The sequence below is a fragment of the Streptomyces sp. DSM 40750 genome (assembly GCF_024612035.1).
In the GTDB taxonomy this organism is placed as follows: domain Bacteria; phylum Actinomycetota; class Actinomycetes; order Streptomycetales; family Streptomycetaceae; genus Streptomyces.
This window is the reverse complement of the sequence record NZ_CP102513.1, coordinates 11,172,115-11,189,064: the sequence shown is the minus strand read 5'-3', so window position 1 is coordinate 11,189,064 and position 16,950 is coordinate 11,172,115. Positions and strand designations below refer to the sequence as shown.

Sequence of the window (16,950 nt, the reverse complement as noted above, 5' to 3'; positions counted from 1 at the left end):
CGTCTTCAGAGCGAACACACCAGCTGCGCACGGAATCTCGCCGAGCGCTGGACGGAGGTGCCATGCTCGCGGCGCTGCGTCAGCGAATCCGCCGGCGTCCGCCCATGCTGGAAGTGGGACGTGGCGCCCTCGCCGGGCAAAGCAGCCCGGCTGGCAGCGACCTCACCCTCATGCCCTCCGTCTCCTGCCAGACCAGGCTCGACTCGACCTGTCGCAGCGCCGCAAACGAACAGGCACTCGTAGCACTGAAGCGGCTGGGGCGGCCGAGGTGCCCTGGCCCGGCCGCCCCTAGTCGTCGCATGACGGGGCAGTCGGGCGCGGTCAGGACGGTGCTCCACGTCAGGCGGAAGGGGCTCCGGTGAGGGTCTCCACGCGGCCGGTGTCGAGCGAGTAGTAGGTGCTGACCACGGTCAACTCGCCCTTCTTCACCAAGGGGGCGAGGGCGGCGTTGGACCGCAGATCGGCGGCGGTCCGGTTGGCGTGGGCACGGATCATCGCGTCGACCGGGTCGGCGTGCTTGACCTTGGCGACCTCCTTGTAGGCCGGGCGCAGGGCCTCGACGATCGACTGCAGGTTGCCCGGCAGGTTCTCGCCCCCCTTGAGCGCCTTGTACGCCGCCTTGATGGCCCCGCAGTTCTGATGCCCGAGCACGACTATGAGCGGGGACCCGGCGGTCAGGGGCCCGTACTCGACGGAGCCGACGACCACCGGCTCCACGACCTGTCCCCCGGTGCGTATCACGAACAGGTCGCCTATGCCGGTGTCGAAGACCAGCTCCGGCGGTACACGGGAGTCGATGCAGGAGACGATCACGCCGTACGGCTTCTGTTCGGGGGCGACAGCCGCGCGCCGGGCGGGGTCCTGGTCGGGGTGTTGCAACTTCCCGCTCACCCAACGCCTGTTGCCCTCCATCAGCCTCGCGTATGCCGTCCGGGCGGAGTCGGGTCGGCGGGCGGCGTTCGCGGAGGGGGTGGGCGACGCCGCGCCGATGCTCGCCGCCTTCGCCGTGTCGGAGCCTCCCGCCTTGGACGAACAGCCGGTGAGAACGGCCGCGGTGGCCGCCGCGAGTCCTCCTGTGAGAATGGCCCTGCGCTGTGGCCGCACAGCGTTACCCATGAGTCTGCCCCTTACGGTCCTGAGCGATATCCGCCTGGGAACTCGAGGAGCGTGCAGTGCGCCGGAACCGGCTCTCAGCTCCCTTCTCCCAGGTGGAGTTGGTGATGCCACACTGCCGGGAGACCGGTTAGGGCCCGTCCAACGTTCATGAAGCGCAGGGGAAGCGCCCATCCAAAAACACGGTGTGACCATGAAAAGCCGTTTTGGGCAGGTCGAGAAAGAACACCTCGTCGAACCGGCCGCGGCGCAGCGTCCCCGGGGTCAGCGCGCTGACGTCGTTGGCGGTGGCCACCACGAACACCGGCGCGGTCTTCTCCCGCATCCAGGTCAGCACGGTACCGAACACGCGCTGCGAGGTGCCTCCGTCGCGGCCACCGGCCCCCAGTGCCTTCTCCACCTCGTCGATCCACAACAGCGCACACAGGGAGACGGTCTCCGCCGGCCTCAGCGCCCGCCGTACGCGCTCCTCCGGCTCACCGACCAACGAGCCGAACAGCGCGCCGACGTCCAGGCGCGGCAGCGGCAGCCGCCACAGCCCGCCGATCATCTTCGCGGTGAGGCTCCTGCCGGTGCCGGGGACACCGATGAGCGCGATGCCCTTGGGGGCGGGCAGGCGGAACTCGCGGGCGGCGTCGCCGAAGGCGCGCTCGCGCAGCCGAAGCCATTCCTTGAGCACGTCCAGGCCGCCCAGGCCGTCGGGGCTCTTCTCGGCGCCGTAGAACTCCAGGGCCTCGTTCTCCGGCCATGCACGGAATCGTCCGCCCGAAGCTCCGGGACCCCTCCCAGGCGCAGGGTCGCACCATGCGGACACCCAGACCGTTCTGCGACCGGGGAGATCAGTATGAGCAACCCGACGTACGCCGCCGGGCCGGTGGTGCCGAAGCCCACACCGGCCGAGGGCAGGGCATACGACCCGCTGGCCGTCGCCCTCGGCAACGCCTCTCTGCTCGGCGTCGGCTATCTGCTGATGCGGCGGTGGAGACTCGCAGTCGCCGCCGTGGCCGTCATCGTCGTGCTGGTCTCCCGGCTGGTCTCGACCGACGAGGCGTCGTACGAGATCGCCGTGCTCGTGTGGTGGGCGGCCGTCATCATCCACGGGTGGTACCTGGCCGGCAGAGGCGCCGACCGGGTGGCGGTGCGCCGTCAGCGTCTGGTCGCGGTCGGTGTCACGCTGCCGGTGCTGCTGACCGTGGGGCTGCTGCGGTACGACGCCTCCCGGATCGGGCAGAGCGTCACCGACGCCCGCGAACGCGGCGACTGCGCACGGGTATTGAGCGCCCAGGACAAGGCGCGGTTCGGGCACCGCATCGCCGACGCGCCACTCGCCGCCCGCGGCGACGAAGCCGTACAGGCCTGCGAGCGGCTGCAGACAGCCCGGACCGAGCTCACCACCGCGCTGACCGGGGACACCGACGCCCTGGAAGACGGCTTCGGCACCCTGGCCTCGGTGCTCGCGGAGCCCGGCAACGACAAGACGGTCGAGACGACCCTGAACGGATTCCTCCGCGGCCTGCCCGCCAGGGATCCCTGCGACACCGTCACCGTCACCGACTGGCTCCGCGATCGCAAGCACAGCGACGACGTTCTGGACCGGACCTCCGACACGGTCGAACGGACCGAGCCCGCCGCACTCGTCGGATGCGGCGACGACCTCATGGCCGAGGACAGCTGGGAGGAGGCCCGCACGCATTACAACCAGCTGCTCGACCGATACCCCGACGACGGCCTCGCGGACCAGGCCCGCGAGGGCTCCAGGAAGGCCACGCTGAGCATCGAGCTGGCCAACGTCCAAGACCTGCTCGCGGGCGGGTCCGGCTCACAGCCCGAGTACTGCTCCAGCCCGGCGAAGTACAGCGGAGCCAAGCCCATGGGCAAGGGCACCAACCGCGCGCTGTTCTACGCCTACGACGAGTACAACACCGACTTCTCCAAGCAGCTCCCCGGCTCCTGGAAGGCGGGCGACGCCGCTGATGCCGCCTTGGTGGTCTGCATGGGCGAGCAGACCTACGGAAGCTCCGTCGAGACCTGCTCGTACTACAAGAGCGGGTCCTCCGGCGCCTCCGCCTACGTGACCTTCCACAAGATCGCGGTCCCGGTGAAGGTGTACGAGTTGCGCACGGGCAAGCTCGTCGCCAAGCGCACGATCCAGATCAGCGGCACGAGCTGCCCGTGGTCCATCTACACCTCCGCGAACTCGACAAGCGAGTACGTGACGGAATCCAAGTCCGATGTGCGGTCCGCGTTCAAGCCGCTGGTCGTCCGGTGAGCGGCGGGGCGGACCGTGGCTTCGACGGATGGGCGTCCTGGGTGAGGAGATGGACATGCCGACACGAGTGAAGCGCGTCGCGGCGGTGGTGGTCGTGGGCGTACTGGTCGTCGGCGGTTGTTCGTCGGACAAGGACACGGACACATTCGAGGCCAAGCCGTCACCCGGCGTCTCCAAGCCGGCTGAGCCCGCTGAGCCGGCGTCCCCGAGCCCGTCCCCGACCGGCCCGCTGCCCAAGGCCAAGGACGGCAAGGACACCGGAGCCTGCAAGGACGGGAACTGCGAAATCCTCGTCACCGAGCCGATGGACGTCGTGATCGGCAACGGGTATCTGCACGTGACCGTGAAGTACTCCACAGTCACCCTCATGCGCTTCGATTCCTCGGGATTCCTGGGCTATGTGAGCTTCGGCGACGGCGGGGAAGCCGCGTTCTCCACAGCGGGCGGCAAGGAGACCACCGTAGGCGCCACCACGGTCCACAAGGATGGCGCCGTACTGAAGTTCAGTACGAAGTAGCTCCGCAGGAGGAGAAGGAGGCTGAAACTTCCCTAGGACTGGACACCAGAAGTTCCTGGTTCACTCCCCGCGCGGACAGAGCCGCGGCCGCGCCGGGGGAAGCATCGTCAAGGCGCCACCGGAGCGGAACAGCCGTGGGCTTTCGCTGAGCGCTCAGCGAAAGCCCTGAGTGCGGCGCGTTCGTAAGCGGAACCCGGATTGCAGCGTCAGGGGAACCTCACATCAGCTCCTCCCCCATGACCGGGACGGGCGGAGGGAAACGCCTCATCGCTCAACCTCTCAACTCCTATGCCCGCGGGCGTCGTTGAACCGCTCAGTCGGGCACGCTGCTTTGTGCGGGCCAGTGTTGGGGAGGGGTCCCGCAGCGGGTGCGGACACTGGTCAGAACGCCGTACGCGTGCCAGTGGCCCCACACCGAGCAGCCCCACGAACCGAGGAGACCGGCGATGACCCTCACCACCAGCCTCGCGCGCGGTGTCGCGCCCGCCACACCCGGCACCCTGCACGCCCGCACGGTCACCGGTGAGCTCAGTGCCCCGCCCCGGCCGGGCCTGACCCTCCGCTTCGGGCGCGGTGAGGAGCCGGATGTCGACCTGGGGGTCGGCGTGGACGACTTGGGGGTGAGCCGACAGCACGGCGAGCTGTCGTACCGCCATGGGCTGTGGTGGCTGCGCAACACCGGGCGGCAGCTCGTGCGGCTGCCGCGCGGCCGGATGATGCACTTGAGTACGGAGGCGATCCCCCTCGACACCGGTTACACCCCGCTGTTCGTGAAGGGCTCCGGCTACCGTGAGCACCTGGTCGAGCTGTACGTGGCGGGCCACGACGACCCCGGGCCGGTGTCGCGACGGACCGCCGAGACCGTGTCACCGAAGATCTGGGCGCTCGACGACGACGAACGGCTGCTGCTGGTCGTCCTGGGCCAGCGGTATCTGCTGTACGAGGAGGACGCGCGCCCCCTGACGTACGCCACCGCGGCCAAGCAGCTCGCCTACCTCCGCCCGGACGCGGGCTGGAACGAGCGCAGGATCGAGCACCGGATCGAGGCCGTACGCCGCCGTCTGGACCGCGCCGGCTTCCGGTATCCGCTGCTGCACGACAAGTCCGAGGGCCGCCCCGGCGACAACCGCCTGCTGCACAACCTGATCAAGGGGTTGGTGGAGTCCACGACCCTCGTACCGCCGGACCTGGACCGGATGGAGGACGACACCGCCTGGCCGGACTCCGCGCCGTGAGCAGGCGGCGACGCCTCCCGTGTCATCGCGCGCGGAGTTCGGCGGCGGCCGAGGCCGCGAGGTCCTCGGCCATCCCGCAGAGTTCGTCCGTGGGTCGCCCGCCGCCGACGTCCAGGCGCACCATCTCGGCGGCCGTCTCGGCGCCCTGGCCGCTGTACCTGTGGTCCTCGACGAAGGCCGTGCAGGTGTCGCCGTCGTCGTTCGGTTCGACGACGGTGCGGTATCCGCTGAGCGTGAGGGCCGTGCCGCCCTGGGCGGACTTGGGCTGGTCGCGGAAGAAGCTCACCTCCGCATCCAGCTCGTCGACGTCGCTCGACCACCTGCAGCTCCAGTTCGCGACGCCGACGTCCGGCACGTCGACCTTGAGGCCGGGTACGACGGACAGCGCCTTGGCGTCGAGGAGCTCGCAGGCGTTCGCCCAGGCCAGCGACCGCTGCGGGTAGGCCGGTGAACGGCGCGGGACCGGATCACGGTCCAGGACCTGGGCCGCACTTGTGGCGGCCGTGTCGGCGACCGTGCACAGTGTCGCGTTGCCGCCGGTCACCGAGCCCTTGCCCATGTTGGCGCGGACCTCGACCAGTGCGTCCGTGGTGCCGACGTCGGCGGTCAGCAGCTTTTGGCACTCGTCGCTCTCCGCCTCGTCCTCGCGGATGCCGATCCGCCCGACGGTGCGGGAGGGCTTGGACCCCTCGGGCGGCAAGCCCCGAACGAGGCGGATCGACACGTCGATCCGGGTCTTGTCGTCGATGCCCACGAGCACGTCGCAGCGGTCGAAGTTCCCGTAGTCCACATCCACGCGGACGTCCCCGTCCCTGCCGCCGAACTGGTCGAGAGCGGCGGGGTCGGCCAGGGCGCACACGTCGGCCGTATGCGGATCACCGATCAGGGCCTGCGTTTGCTCCGACCCGCTCCGACCGGACCCGGGGATGGCTTCCCCGCCGGCGCCGTCGTCGGGTATGACGACGAGTCCCAAAGCCAGTACGGCGCCCGCGCCGAGCGCGGACGCGATCAGTGACCGGCGCCGACGCCGACGCCCGGCGATGGTGGCGGACGCCTCCCGAGGGGGTTTCGGCTCGGCTCTGGCGAGCTCCTCCAGTAACCGCTTGACCTCGGAGGCGTCGGGGCGTTGCCGAGGGTCGCGTCGGAGCATGGCGGTGAGCACGGGGTACAGCGTTCCCACGGCGTCGGGGTCCATCGCGACGAAGCCCTGCTCGGCCCGCTGGTGCCTCAGGCGCTCGGTGTTCTCCCAGGAGTCCGGGGCCTCTTGGCGGTCGTCGTTCTCCTCGGGCTCGCTGCCACGCGGCGGCACACCGGTGACCAGGGCGTGGAGGGTGGCGGCCAGGCAGAACACGTCCGAGGCCGGCCGGGGGACGTTGCCCCGGGCCAGTTCGGGGGCGGCGTAGTCCGGGGTGTAACTGTACGGGCCGTTGATCGTGATGGTCTCGCTGCCGCCGACCCTGTAGGCGGCCCCGAAATCCAGCAGCTTCGCGTCACCGCGCCGAGTGAGCCCGATATTGGCAGGCTTGACGTCGCAGTGGACGATGCCCTCCTCGTGCAGGGCGGCGAGCGCGTCGGCGAGTTGGGCACCGATACGGGCCGCCCGCGCGGGAGAGACCGTCGGCTGCCGGTCCAGCCCGCCGCCGGGCACGTACTCCATGACGAACCAGTACGTGTCCGCCTCGTCCCCGTCCCCGCCCGGCGGCACGGTCACGACGTCGAACAGGGTCACGACGTGGGGATGATCGCGGAACTTGGCCATGGCGCGCGGTTCGCCCAGCAGCTGCCGCACCGCGGTCTCGCCCGCGCCGTCCGTCCGCTCCGGTTTGAGTGCGACGTCCTGGCCCACGACCTTGTCGTGGGCCAGCCACACGTCGCCGCCCCGCCCCGCGCCGATGACTTCCTTGAGGACATAGCGGTCGGCGAACTCGTCCCCGGAACGCACTGATCTTCCCCCATCGGTCGAGTCCGGAACACACAAGGCCCGAGCCGTGCGTACCGATCAAATCTACTGCGTACTGCGGACCGTACGCAGCGTCTACCCAGACCCTTCATCAGTCGCACGCATGCGTAGCAGCCAGCGGTTCCGGGACCCCTCCCGTCAACGGCGCCTACGGTATGCGTCGGCATCCACCGAGCACCCCGACAGGGAGGCACCCCTCCATGCCCCGCACCCGGACCGTCCTGTTGACGTGCGTCACCGCCGCCGTCTCCACCGCCACGCTCACACTGTCCGCGCACGCCGACGTCCCGGCCCCGCTCAAGCCGGCGGTCGCCGACTGCACGTACCCCTCCGAGGTCCTCGACCTGACGAACTGGAAGCTCACCCTGCCCACCGGCGAGGACGAGGACCCCACCGAGATGACCCAGCCCGAGCTGGCGACGTTCTCGGCCATGCCCTGGTTCCGGGCCGAGTCCGGCTGCGACGCGGTCGGATTCCGGGCCGCCGTCAACGGTGTGACGACCGGAGGTTCCAACTACCCGCGCGCCGAACTGCGCGAGATGACCGACGGCGGCGAGGACGAAGCCGAATGGTCCACCACGGACGGCACCCACACGCTCGTGGTCAGGGAGGCGTTCACGGCGCTGCCCGAGGAGCGGCCGTACCTGGTCGGCGCACAGGTGCACGGCGGGGACGACGACGTCACCGTCTTCCGGCTCGAAGGCAGCAGCCTCTACATCACCGACGGCGACGACCGCCACCATCACCTCGTCACCGACGACTACGAGCTGGGCACCGAGTTCGAGGCCAGGTTCGTGGCCGAGGACGGTGACATCGACGTGTACTACAACGGCCGTCTCGAGACGACGATCTCGCACGACGGCGACACCAACTACTTCAAGGCAGGGGCCTATACGCAGGCCAACTGCGACAACTCCGAGCCGTGCACCGACGACAACTACGGCGAGGTCCGCATCTCCCACCTCGAGGTCACCCATTCCTGATCGGCGCACGGCTTCCGGGAGGGGTCCCTGGACGTGCGTGTCACGGTGACGGTGACCGAGGGCATGCGAGGGGTGCGGCAGATGACGGGGGACACTCCGGGCGTGGAGGGGACACCGCTGACCCGCGCAGAGGGGTTGGAGTTCCCCCAAGTGCCGCCGGACTCCAAACTCGCGAGCAGCGAATTCAGTCCGTTCAGGCAAAGTTGGCGCTCCGAAAGCCAGAAACGAACGTTTCCTCAGGTCAGAGACCTGCACAGGTGGGGCGGGTGGGACTCGAACCCACGGCCGACGGACTATGAGTCCTTTTGAGGATCTCGGCGACCCTTGTCGATCAACGCTCATCCATGACGTTTTAGCAGGTCAGAACAGGCATGCCGTGGCGGCATGTCTTCGCCTGCCGATCTGTTCCTATCCCCGGGCTCGCCCGCCCGCTGTGGGACGCGCCTTCACCCACCCGCTGGACCTGATCGGTCTGCTCCGGCCAGCAACGTCACGTGATCACCGGGACTTTGAATCAGCCCTGCGGAGCCACCAGTCTCCGACGGGACCGGCGGCTCGCCCTGTGAGATCCGTCCGTTCCGGTTCGCCGACGCGGCGGTTACGACGATCAGCAGGAGAGAATGACATGTGGGGGGAATGTAAAGGCAAGGGGGCAACTGTGGGAGCGGACCGGGTAGTTGGGGACGGCGGGAACGGGGCTCCGTTGCTGGGCCGCTCCGTCGAACTGGCCCGGTTCGATGCGTTGCTCGACCGTGCGGCAGGCGACGCGCGCGGCACGGCGAGGGGTGAGGAGTTCCGTGACAGCGGTCGTTCCCGCCTCGTCGACATCACCGGTGAGGCCGGCATCGGCAAGAGTCGGCTGCTCGGCGAGGTCAGCGCACGGGCGCGCCGACGCGGAATGACGGTACTGCGCGGCAGAGCCACGGAGTACGAGCGGCGGGTGCCGTTCCAGGTGTTCACCGACGCGCTCGCCCACCTCGACCCGCACACCCTGGACGGCTTCCAGGAGACCGAAGCGGTGGCGCCCCTCCTTCAGCGGAGCGGCGCGGTGGACCGTTTCGGACTGCACCGGTCCACGGCCGTCCTGCTCGCCCGGCTCGCCGCCCCGTCCGGGCTGCTGCTGGCCCTCGACGACCTGCATTGGGCGGACCCGGCGTCACTGGAGCTGTTGGACCATCTCGTACGCCATCCCGTGCACGCCCCCGTGGTCCTGGCCGTGACACGCCGTGACCGCCAGAGTCCCGAGTCCCTCGCCGCCAGGCTCACCCGTGGACTCGACACCGGCACGGTCGTCAGACTCGGCCTGAGACCGCTGAGCGCACGGGACTGCGCCGAATTGGCCGGCCCCGGCCTGCCGTCCGCCGAGACCGCCGCGCTGTACGCCGCGAGCGAGGGCAACCCGTTCTACTTCCTGACCCTCCTTCAAGCCCACCGCGAGGGTACGACGCCCGAGTTCTCGGCGCCGCCCGGGCTCGGCACCCTACTGCTGGACGAACTCACCGTGCTTGCCCCTTCCCGGCGCGGCATCGTCGAGGCCGTGGCGGTACTGGGCGAGCACGCCACCCCGGCGATGGTGAGCCGGGTGACCGGCCGCTCCGGCACCGCGTTCACCGACGACGTCCACGCTCTCACCCGCCGCGACCTGCTGCGCTCCGCCTCGCAAGGCCTGTTGACCCTGCGGCATCCGGTCGTGCGAACCCTCGTCCACGAAAGCACGCCCTTCTTGAGGCGCGTCGAGATTCACCGACTCGCCGCGCAGGAACTGGCCCGCGTCGGCGCCTCGGCCGCCGAACGAGCCCACCATGTGGAACAGTCGCTGACCGCCTGGGACCCGGCAGCGGTGGCCGTGCTCGACGAGGCCGCCGCACGAACCGCCCGAACGGCCCCGGCGAGCTGCGCCCACTGGCTCGATGTGGCACTCCGCCACCTTCCGGACACGCCCGAACATACCGCCCGACGGCGTGAGTTGGTCTTGAGGCGGGCCCGCGCACTGGCCGCGTGCGGTGGCCTACGCGAGAGCCGCGACCTGCTCCAGGAGCTGATCGCCACCCCGCAGCGGTCACCCGGTGGCCCGACCACCGGCGGGGACCAGGGCCTCAGAGTGCGCGCGGTCGTCCTGTGCGCGCTGGTGGAGCGTCATCTGGGGCGCTCCACCGAGGCCGTCGCGCTGTTGCGCCGCGAGCTGGCCCGGGGCCCCGCACCGGCCCACGTCGTCCGGCTGGGCCTGGAGCTCGGCTCGGCCGCGCCCCAGGGCGGCGACACCTCGTACGCCCAGGTGCGCACCGAGGTCGAGGCGGCCCTCGCGGCGGCCAGGTCCACGGGGGACGAGGTCGGGGAGGCGGGCGTCCTCGCCGTCGCCGCCCTGGGAGAGGCGTACGAGGGCAACATGACCGCGGCGCAACGGCTCGCCCGGCAGGCCTCCGCCCTGGTCGACTCCTTGCCCGACAACGACCTCACCGCGCTGTGCGAACCACTGGCCCGGCTCGGCTGGGCGGAGGCGTTCCTGGAGCACTATCCGGACGCGGAGCGGCACGCCGAGCGCGGACTCGACATCGCCCGCCGAAGCGGTCAGCTCTATGTGGTGCCCCATCTGCTGCTGTGCCTGTCCCATGTCCGGGTCCAGACCTGCCGGGTCTCCTCGGCGCTGGGACTCGCCGACCAGGCCGAGGACATCGCCCGCGGGATCGGCAGCGACCAGTTGCTCGCGTTCGTATTGGCGAGCAAGGCCGCGGCTCTCGTCGCCGTCTGCCCGCCGGGCGATCCGCGCCCCCTCGCCGTCGCCGAGGAGGCGGTGGCCGCGGCAGGTAACGGGGTCGACTGGTGGGCCTCCACGGCCTGGTGCATCTTCGGCTGGGCCGCGCTCATGGCCGGCGATCCGGTCCGGGCCCGGGACGCGATACTCCAGGCGGGCGGCCCCGAGCTGCAGCGGATCCAGCCCTCGATGCGGCCGCTCTACCTGGAGATCCTGGTCACGTCCGCACGAGTGGCGGGTATGTCCGAGGAGGCCCGTGGCTGGGCCGAGCGGGCCCGTAAGGAGGCGGAACAACTGGGGCTGCCGATGCAGCGGGCCTCCGCGCTGCGCAGCACCGCCCATCTGCCGCTGGCGCAGGGGGACATGGCAGCGGCGGCGGACCTGTTCGCGGAGGCCGCGGTGGAGAGCGCCCGCTGCGGCGCGGTCTTCTGGGAGGCCCACTCCCTGCTGCTCGGCGCCCCGCTGGAAGCGGCGGCGGGCCGCGGCCGGGGCGCCACGCACGCCTGGCTCAGGGGGCGCCGGCTCGCCGAGGCGGGCGGCAGCGGAATGCTGGTCGGCCTCGCCGACGCCACCCGTCCGCCCGGTGGCGGCGCCGAGGCTCCGTACGGTTCCCCGGACCGCACCGAACTCACCGAACGGCTGGCCACCCTGACCGCCCGGGAGCTGGAGATAGCCGAACTGGTGGCGCAGGGGCTCACCAGCCAGGCCATCGCGGACCGGCTCTACGTCAGCCGGCGTACCGTCGAGACCCATGTCTCCCGCATCTTCCGCAAGACCGGGGTCTCCTCGCGTACCGCCCTGGCCACGCTGATGGCCCGCCGTCGCACCGGGAGCCGTTTCGGGGACACCCTCGCGGAGCAGGACTGAGCGTGGCCCAGGTGCCTTCGGTGGTGATCAGTGAGCCTCTGCGAACCGGCCACCGCGGTCTCGGCCGGGAAGCTGTCTACCTGACGTCGACGAAGTCGCCGGGCGCCGTCGCGGAGCCGGTCGTGGTGGTGCCGGCGAAGACGAAGCGGTAGTAGCCGTCGGAGCCGGCCCTGGTGGTGGTGCTCAAGGTGCCGGTGCTGCTGGTCTTGACCGTCTTCAGGGTGGTGTAGGTGCTGCTGCCCCTCTTGCGGAACTGCAACTGCACCGGCTGGGTCGCGTATCCCGCGTTCTTCCCCGTGGTCCAGTTGGCGCGACTCAGCTTGCCGGTGACCGTGACGGTCTTCCCCTTCCTCACCGGCTCCGGAGAGGCGTTGGCGGTCAGCATGGCGGCACGCTTGATCTTGGTCCTGGCGACGTCGTCGTCGTAACTGGCGTTCGCGTAGAGGTCATAGGCGCCAAGGAAGAGTTTCCAGGTCCCCGCGGTGCCGTTGCCGTCCTTGAAGGCGACCGCGGGGTCGATGGTGAAGACCGTCTTGCAGCTGTAGCTGTAACCGCCCTGGACCGGAGTCTCCGTGCAGGTGGGGTAGGCGTCCGACTCCAGGGCGCCGGTGATGGTGTCCGTGCTCGAACTGTCGGTGCCCTGCCACAGGAAGGCCTGGGTGATGGCTACGCCTTCCTCGTCGAAGGCGGTGAACGTGACGGGAACGGCCTTCTTGCCCGTTACGCCGAGAACGATGTCCTTGCCCTTGTTGACGACCCCGTTCTTGAAGGTGGTGCCGCCGAGCGCGTCCTGCGGCTGGACGCTCTCCGAGGCGAAGGCTCTGAGATCCGTCGCCGCCCCGGAGTGCTCCGCTGCCTGGGCGGCACCCGGAAGAACGAGCGTCGAGAGTACGAGGGCGCCGGAAAGGATGGTGGCCGCGGTGTGTATACGCATGTGATTCCCCCCATGATGAGGTCGGGTGGCCCTGCCGGACTGTCCTTGTGGCAGGGCCTGTTGATGTGGTGAAGAGGTCGGTGCACGCCCGGACCCCGCGGAAGAGGATCAGGGCGTGGGAGAGCGGAGGGCGTCGTTGATGTCGAAGCTGTGGTCGGGCGTCAGGCAGAGGTCCGTCGGCTGGGAGCCCGGTGTGGGTTCATCGGCCGGATCGGCGGTGGGCTTGCATGCACGACGGAATGTTTCGGCCCGGGTATGCGCTTCGATACGTACCTCACTGGTCGAACCAGGTCCTGGCTTCCACGGAACTGAAGCCCCGCAGGACGGCGAGGGCGAAGGCGATGCCCGGGAGAACCGAGACGCCGCCCCCCTGAAGCAGGCCCAGCACACCACTCAGCAGGCTCAGCGCCTCGATGACGATGACCATGACACGTATCCCGTTCGACCGCTTGCCCGCGAAAGCGCCGCACAATAGGAGCGCCCCCGCGATCAGCAGCGACAACACCGCCACGAACCGGAGCAGCCCGGACCCCTCGTCCTGACCGTGGTCCACCGCGTCATTCACCACGACCAGCAACAGGGCGCCGGCCGCCAGGTTCAGCACGGCCTGGACCCATACCCCCACCACCGCCAGCCTGACATTCTTCGGCATCTGCGCTTTCACGCCCGGTGTCGTCATGAACGCAAGGAAACGGCACAGGTGTCAGGGGTACATCCGTAGGAGTACGTATTCCGGGTACGTATCTGCCATCGCCGCCTGTCCGTCGCGGCCTCCCCCGCCGTCGCTTCGGCGCGCGGAAACACACCGCTGCCCGTGGAGTGGAAACCGCCGGCGGATAGGCCACCCGCATCGGCCGCCTCGAAGCCGACGCCTCGACGGACGCCTCCACTCCAACGGGCCGGATCAACCGCCAGCGCGGGCGTACGCGCCGCAGTATCGAGCACCCCGTAACCGGTGGCGAGTACAAGGTGGACGCATCCCTTCAGGCACCCGAGAGCACGGGGCTCGGCCAGCGAATCCGGATTTCCCTCCGCGGTGTCGCCGGCGCACTTGTCGGTCTGCCGCTGCTGCCGATCGATGACGCGTACGACGCGGGACTGGTGATGGCCGCGTTCCTCGTACTCGCCCTTTGACGACATGCAGGTCCAATACCTCAGGTGTTGTCCGCGCCCCGGGCTGCGGGGCTGCGGGAGATCAGTCCGGTCTCGTACGCGAAGACCACCGCTTGTGCCCGGCTGTTCAGCGTGAGCTTGCTCATACAGCGGTGGACGTGTGTCTTGATGGTCGCCGTGCTGAGCACGAGTCGCTGGGCGATGTCGGAGTTGGACATGCCCGCCCCGACCAGCCCGAGGACTTCTAACTCCCTGGGAGTCAGCGTGTCCAGCCCGAAGTGCGGCTCGGGGTCGGCCGGGCGGAGGGTGTAGGTCTCGATGAGCCCCTTGATCACTGAGGCGCTGAACAGCATGTCGCCGGCGTGCACGGTGTCGATGGCGGCGAGCAGCCGGTCCGGCGGGGTGTCCTTGAGCAGGAAGCCGCAGGCGCCGACCTTCAGCGCGCCGTAGACGTACTCGTCGAGGTCGAAGGTGGTCAGGACGAGGATCTTGGGAAGCGGGGGCGCGGCCTGGGCAAGGATGCGCTCGGTGGCGGTGATCCCGCTGATGCCCGGCATCCGAATGTCCATCAGGATGACGTCGGGTCTGGTCGCCGCCGCCAGCTCGATCGCCTCCTCGCCGTCCTGCGCCTCGCCGATGACCTCGATTCCCGGTGCGGCCCGCAGGAGTGCGACGAGTCCCGAGCGGATGAGGAACTGGTCGTCCACGACGAGCACTGTGGGCATGCGTGGTTTACGCCTTCCTCGCGGCTGCCCGGCCGGGAGCCGAGACGCTTCCTCACCTGTCGCGGGCCACCGGAACGGTCAGCTCGACTTCGAACCCGCCCTGCGGGCCGGGACCGGCGGTCACCGTCCCACCGTAGATACCGGCCCGCTCACGCATGCCGATCAAACCGTGGCCGGCGGACCCCGCGGTGGTGCCGACGAGAACTGGTTCCTGTCCGTCGTCGGTTACGCGGACACGGACCGCGGCCTCGTCGTAATGCACCGTGACGCTCGCGTTCGCCGCCGGCGCGTGCTTCATGACGTTGGTGAGAGCTTCCTGGATCACTCGGTAGACACACAGGTCGGCGCCCGGCGGCAGCGCGAACGGGGCGCCCGTGATCCGGACGTCGACGGGGACACCCGCGGCTTCGACGCGCCGGGCCAGTTGGTCCAGCCGCCCGAGTCCGGGGGCCGCATTGTGGTCGCCCGCGCCTTCCTCCTCTTGGGCACGCTCGGTCCCTTCCCTGAGCACGACCAGCATGCGGCGCATCTCCGCCATGGCCTCGTGGGCGCTGCCCGCGATGGTCTCCAGCGCCGTGCGCGCCGTCTTCGGATCGGAGATGAAGACGTAGCCGGCCAGGCCCGTCTGGACGGAGATCACGGACACGTGGTGGGCGACCACGTCGTGCAGTTCACGGGCTATCTTCATCCGCTCGGCCATGACGGCCCGACGGGCCTTCTCCTCCTGCTCCAGGCGCAGTTGCTCGCTGAGCACCGCGAGCCGCTCGCCGCGCTCCGCGAGCCGACGGGACCGGTCGCCGGTCACCCAGGTGACGGCGACCATCACGGTCACGAAGGCCACACTGAACGGGCCGTTCCCGGGCTCGGCGAGCCGCGCACCCCACAACAGCACGAGCAGCGATGCGGCGGCGCACTTCGCAGCGACCCTGCGCGGGCACTGCGCCGCGACGGTGTAGAGCGCCAGGCCCAGTCCGCTGACAACGACCACGTGGTAGTAGGCCAGGGTGAAGTAACACAGCACGCAGGCCGCCGTGCCGACGAGCACGGTCAGGGGAGCCCGGCGGCGCACGGCCAGCGGAAGATAGACCAGGGCGACCAGCACGTAGGTCCATACATCGGTTTGCCGCCAGTAGCCGTGCGGGTCGGGCCAGTTGCGCAGCACGGTGCTCGAGATCCAGACCGACACCACCGCGTAGACGATGTCCGCCCCTTGCGAGAAGGTCCTGCGAACCGCCGGGCTCCACGTGCGCTGCGCGAACATCGTCCGAGCGTAGGCCCCAAGGGACCGCTCCACTCCGCTTTCCACCACAGCTACACCCCAGGTTGTACACCGCCAACCACCCTGGTTGCAGGCGCAGTTCCACCGCTGGGTGGGCGAGAAGGAAGGGTCCCTGCAGCTAACTTTCATACACCCGGGCAACAACGCCTCGGACTGGCTCTGCCAGCAAAAGGCCGAGCGCCAGCTGCCGTACAGGCGGCGGCCGTCCGCCTCGCCCAGCTCCTCCATTCACCGAACCTCGACTGCTGCAACGACGACGAGATCCCAACGGCAGCTACTTCACGGAGGGAACACCCGCTTATGCGCAAAGGCTTCAAAACCGGGTTGATCGCGGCGGCGACGGTCGGCGCGTTCTGCGCCAGCGTCGGCACCGCGTCCGCGGACACTTACACCAACTACCGGAGCATGGTCAAGCAAAGGACCATCGGCAACTGCCACGCCGCCATGGACGCCCAGTGGAACGCCACCAAACAGTACTGGGTGGTCCGCGGCGCGGTCTCCAGCAGCGGCGGCGCCTGCAAGATGCACTTGGAGCGCAACAGCGGCAGTGGTTGGGCGACTGTCTCGAACGACTACTCCACCAACGCCGATTGGGTCCGTACCGGCTGGCACTGGAATGGCGGAACGTCCCAGTCACGGGTCTGTTTCACCCTGCCGCAGGTTTCCACGGCTTGGTTCTGCACCGACCCCTGGTGATGAGGCGGCAGTGAGCGCAACGTGAAGGGGCCGACGCCCGCATCACGGCGTCGGCCTTGTACTTGCCCGGTCTGCCTGTCACGCGGGCGCGAGGGGGTCGCCGCAGCTCGGCTCACCGGCCGTGGCCTGCGGAACGATCCGGATCTGGAACTGAGCTTGTTCGCCCGGCGCGACGCCCGTCGCCGCGGTGCTGTCGCTCAGCATCTGGAAGATCCGCCCGGCCACCCTGCGCAGGCTCACCGGCCTTGGCACGCCGATCGCCGCCACCTACGGCTCCGAGGCGGGCTCCTCTTCGTCGTCGCGCTCTTCGCGGGCAGCTTCGGCACGGCCGCGCGGGCCGCGCACACCGCCGTCAACCAACTCCTCTACATCGTCTTCCAGATAGCCGTCGGCCTCTCCCACGCCAGTCCATCGGCGTCAGCCGGGAGCTGGCGCTGCGCAACCTGCCCACGGCCCAGCGACTGAAGACCACGGCCCTGGCCTGCGCGGCGGCTGTCATGGCCGTGG

The 16,950-nt window shown here is 69.7% G+C and carries 16 protein-coding genes; 7 read left to right on the top strand and 9 right to left on the bottom strand.

Annotation, left to right across the window (positions count from 1 at the left end; translation table 11 throughout):
- Window positions 1-339: 339 nt before the first annotated feature.
- Window positions 340-1,116, bottom strand: a complete 777-nt coding sequence (locus tag JIX55_RS49055) for a carbonic anhydrase (protein WP_257561420.1) — start codon at window positions 1,114-1,116, stop codon at window positions 340-342.
- Between the two features lie 145 nt (window positions 1,117-1,261).
- Window positions 1,262-1,927: an AAA family ATPase gene (locus JIX55_RS49050; RefSeq protein WP_257561421.1), complete on the bottom strand. Its 666-nt coding sequence runs from the start codon at window positions 1,925-1,927 to the stop codon at window positions 1,262-1,264.
- A 30-nt stretch (window positions 1,928-1,957) separates the two neighbouring features.
- On the opposite strand from JIX55_RS49050, the gene JIX55_RS49045 reads away from it, so the two are divergent.
- The 3 genes from JIX55_RS49045 to JIX55_RS49035 all read left to right on the top strand — a co-directional run bounded on the left by JIX55_RS49045 (window position 1,958) and on the right by JIX55_RS49035 (window position 5,134).
- Window positions 1,958-3,382: a tetratricopeptide repeat protein gene (locus JIX55_RS49045; RefSeq protein ID WP_257561422.1), complete on the top strand. Its 1,425-nt coding sequence runs from the start codon at window positions 1,958-1,960 to the stop codon at window positions 3,380-3,382.
- 55 nt (window positions 3,383-3,437) lie between these two features.
- Window positions 3,438-3,899 (top strand): hypothetical protein, encoded by a 462-nt coding sequence (locus JIX55_RS49040; protein WP_257561423.1) that lies wholly within the window; start codon window positions 3,438-3,440, stop codon window positions 3,897-3,899.
- 446 nt (window positions 3,900-4,345) lie between these two features.
- Entirely contained in the window at window positions 4,346-5,134 is a 789-nt protein-coding gene (locus JIX55_RS49035) for an FHA domain-containing protein (protein ID WP_257561424.1), read from the top strand.
- A 22-nt stretch (window positions 5,135-5,156) separates the two neighbouring features.
- On the opposite strand, the gene JIX55_RS49030 is transcribed toward JIX55_RS49035, so the two are convergent.
- A complete protein-coding gene (locus JIX55_RS49030; protein ID WP_257561425.1) occupies window positions 5,157-7,076 on the bottom strand; it encodes a serine/threonine-protein kinase in 1,920 nt (639 codons plus the stop codon).
- A 218-nt stretch (window positions 7,077-7,294) separates the two neighbouring features.
- On the opposite strand from JIX55_RS49030, the gene JIX55_RS49025 reads away from it, so the two are divergent.
- Complete coding sequence (locus tag JIX55_RS49025; protein ID WP_257561426.1) at window positions 7,295-8,077, top strand: polysaccharide lyase family 7 protein; 783 nt, start codon at window positions 7,295-7,297, stop codon at window positions 8,075-8,077.
- 703 nt (window positions 8,078-8,780) lie between these two features.
- Window positions 8,781-11,696 carry a helix-turn-helix transcriptional regulator gene (locus tag JIX55_RS49020; protein ID WP_257561427.1) on the top strand — a complete coding sequence of 972 codons (2,916 nt, stop codon included), beginning with the start codon at window positions 8,781-8,783 and terminating at the stop codon, window positions 11,694-11,696.
- Window positions 11,697-11,772: 76 nt separating this feature from the next.
- On the opposite strand, the gene JIX55_RS49015 is transcribed toward JIX55_RS49020, so the two are convergent.
- Together JIX55_RS49015 and JIX55_RS49010 are read right to left on the bottom strand one after the other, a co-directional pair.
- Window positions 11,773-12,630: a hypothetical protein gene (locus JIX55_RS49015; protein ID WP_257561428.1), complete on the bottom strand. Its 858-nt coding sequence runs from the start codon at window positions 12,628-12,630 to the stop codon at window positions 11,773-11,775.
- Between the two features lie 274 nt (window positions 12,631-12,904).
- On the bottom strand, window positions 12,905-13,282 hold the full coding sequence (locus tag JIX55_RS49010; RefSeq protein WP_257561429.1) for a hypothetical protein: 378 nt from the start codon (window positions 13,280-13,282) through the stop codon (window positions 12,905-12,907).
- Between the two features lie 317 nt (window positions 13,283-13,599).
- Here JIX55_RS49010 and JIX55_RS49005 point away from each other — a divergent pair, with 317 nt between their 5' ends.
- Window positions 13,600-13,764: a hypothetical protein gene (locus JIX55_RS49005; RefSeq protein WP_257561430.1), complete on the top strand. Its 165-nt coding sequence runs from the start codon at window positions 13,600-13,602 to the stop codon at window positions 13,762-13,764.
- Between the two features lie 20 nt (window positions 13,765-13,784).
- On the opposite strand, the gene JIX55_RS49000 is transcribed toward JIX55_RS49005, so the two are convergent.
- Complete coding sequence (locus JIX55_RS49000; RefSeq protein WP_257561431.1) at window positions 13,785-14,468, bottom strand: response regulator; 684 nt, start codon at window positions 14,466-14,468, stop codon at window positions 13,785-13,787.
- Between the two features lie 52 nt (window positions 14,469-14,520).
- Complete coding sequence (locus tag JIX55_RS48995) at window positions 14,521-15,729, bottom strand: sensor histidine kinase (protein ID WP_257561432.1); 1,209 nt, start codon at window positions 15,727-15,729, stop codon at window positions 14,521-14,523.
- Window positions 15,730-16,047: 318 nt separating this feature from the next.
- Here JIX55_RS48995 and JIX55_RS48990 point away from each other — a divergent pair, with 318 nt between their 5' ends.
- On the top strand, window positions 16,048-16,443 hold the full coding sequence (locus JIX55_RS48990; RefSeq protein WP_257561433.1) for a hypothetical protein: 396 nt from the start codon (window positions 16,048-16,050) through the stop codon (window positions 16,441-16,443).
- A gap of 78 nt (window positions 16,444-16,521) precedes the next feature.
- On the opposite strand, the gene JIX55_RS48985 is transcribed toward JIX55_RS48990, so the two are convergent.
- Both JIX55_RS48985 and JIX55_RS51085 read right to left on the bottom strand, forming a co-directional pair.
- The gene (locus JIX55_RS48985) at window positions 16,522-16,710 is read right to left on the bottom strand and encodes a hypothetical protein (protein ID WP_257569727.1); all 189 of its coding nucleotides are present in this window, start codon (window positions 16,708-16,710) and stop codon (window positions 16,522-16,524) included.
- Window positions 16,711-16,845, bottom strand: a complete 135-nt coding sequence (locus JIX55_RS51085; RefSeq protein WP_306819969.1) for a hypothetical protein — start codon at window positions 16,843-16,845, stop codon at window positions 16,711-16,713. It abuts the gene before it with no gap.
- Window positions 16,846-16,950: the final 105 nt, after the last annotated feature.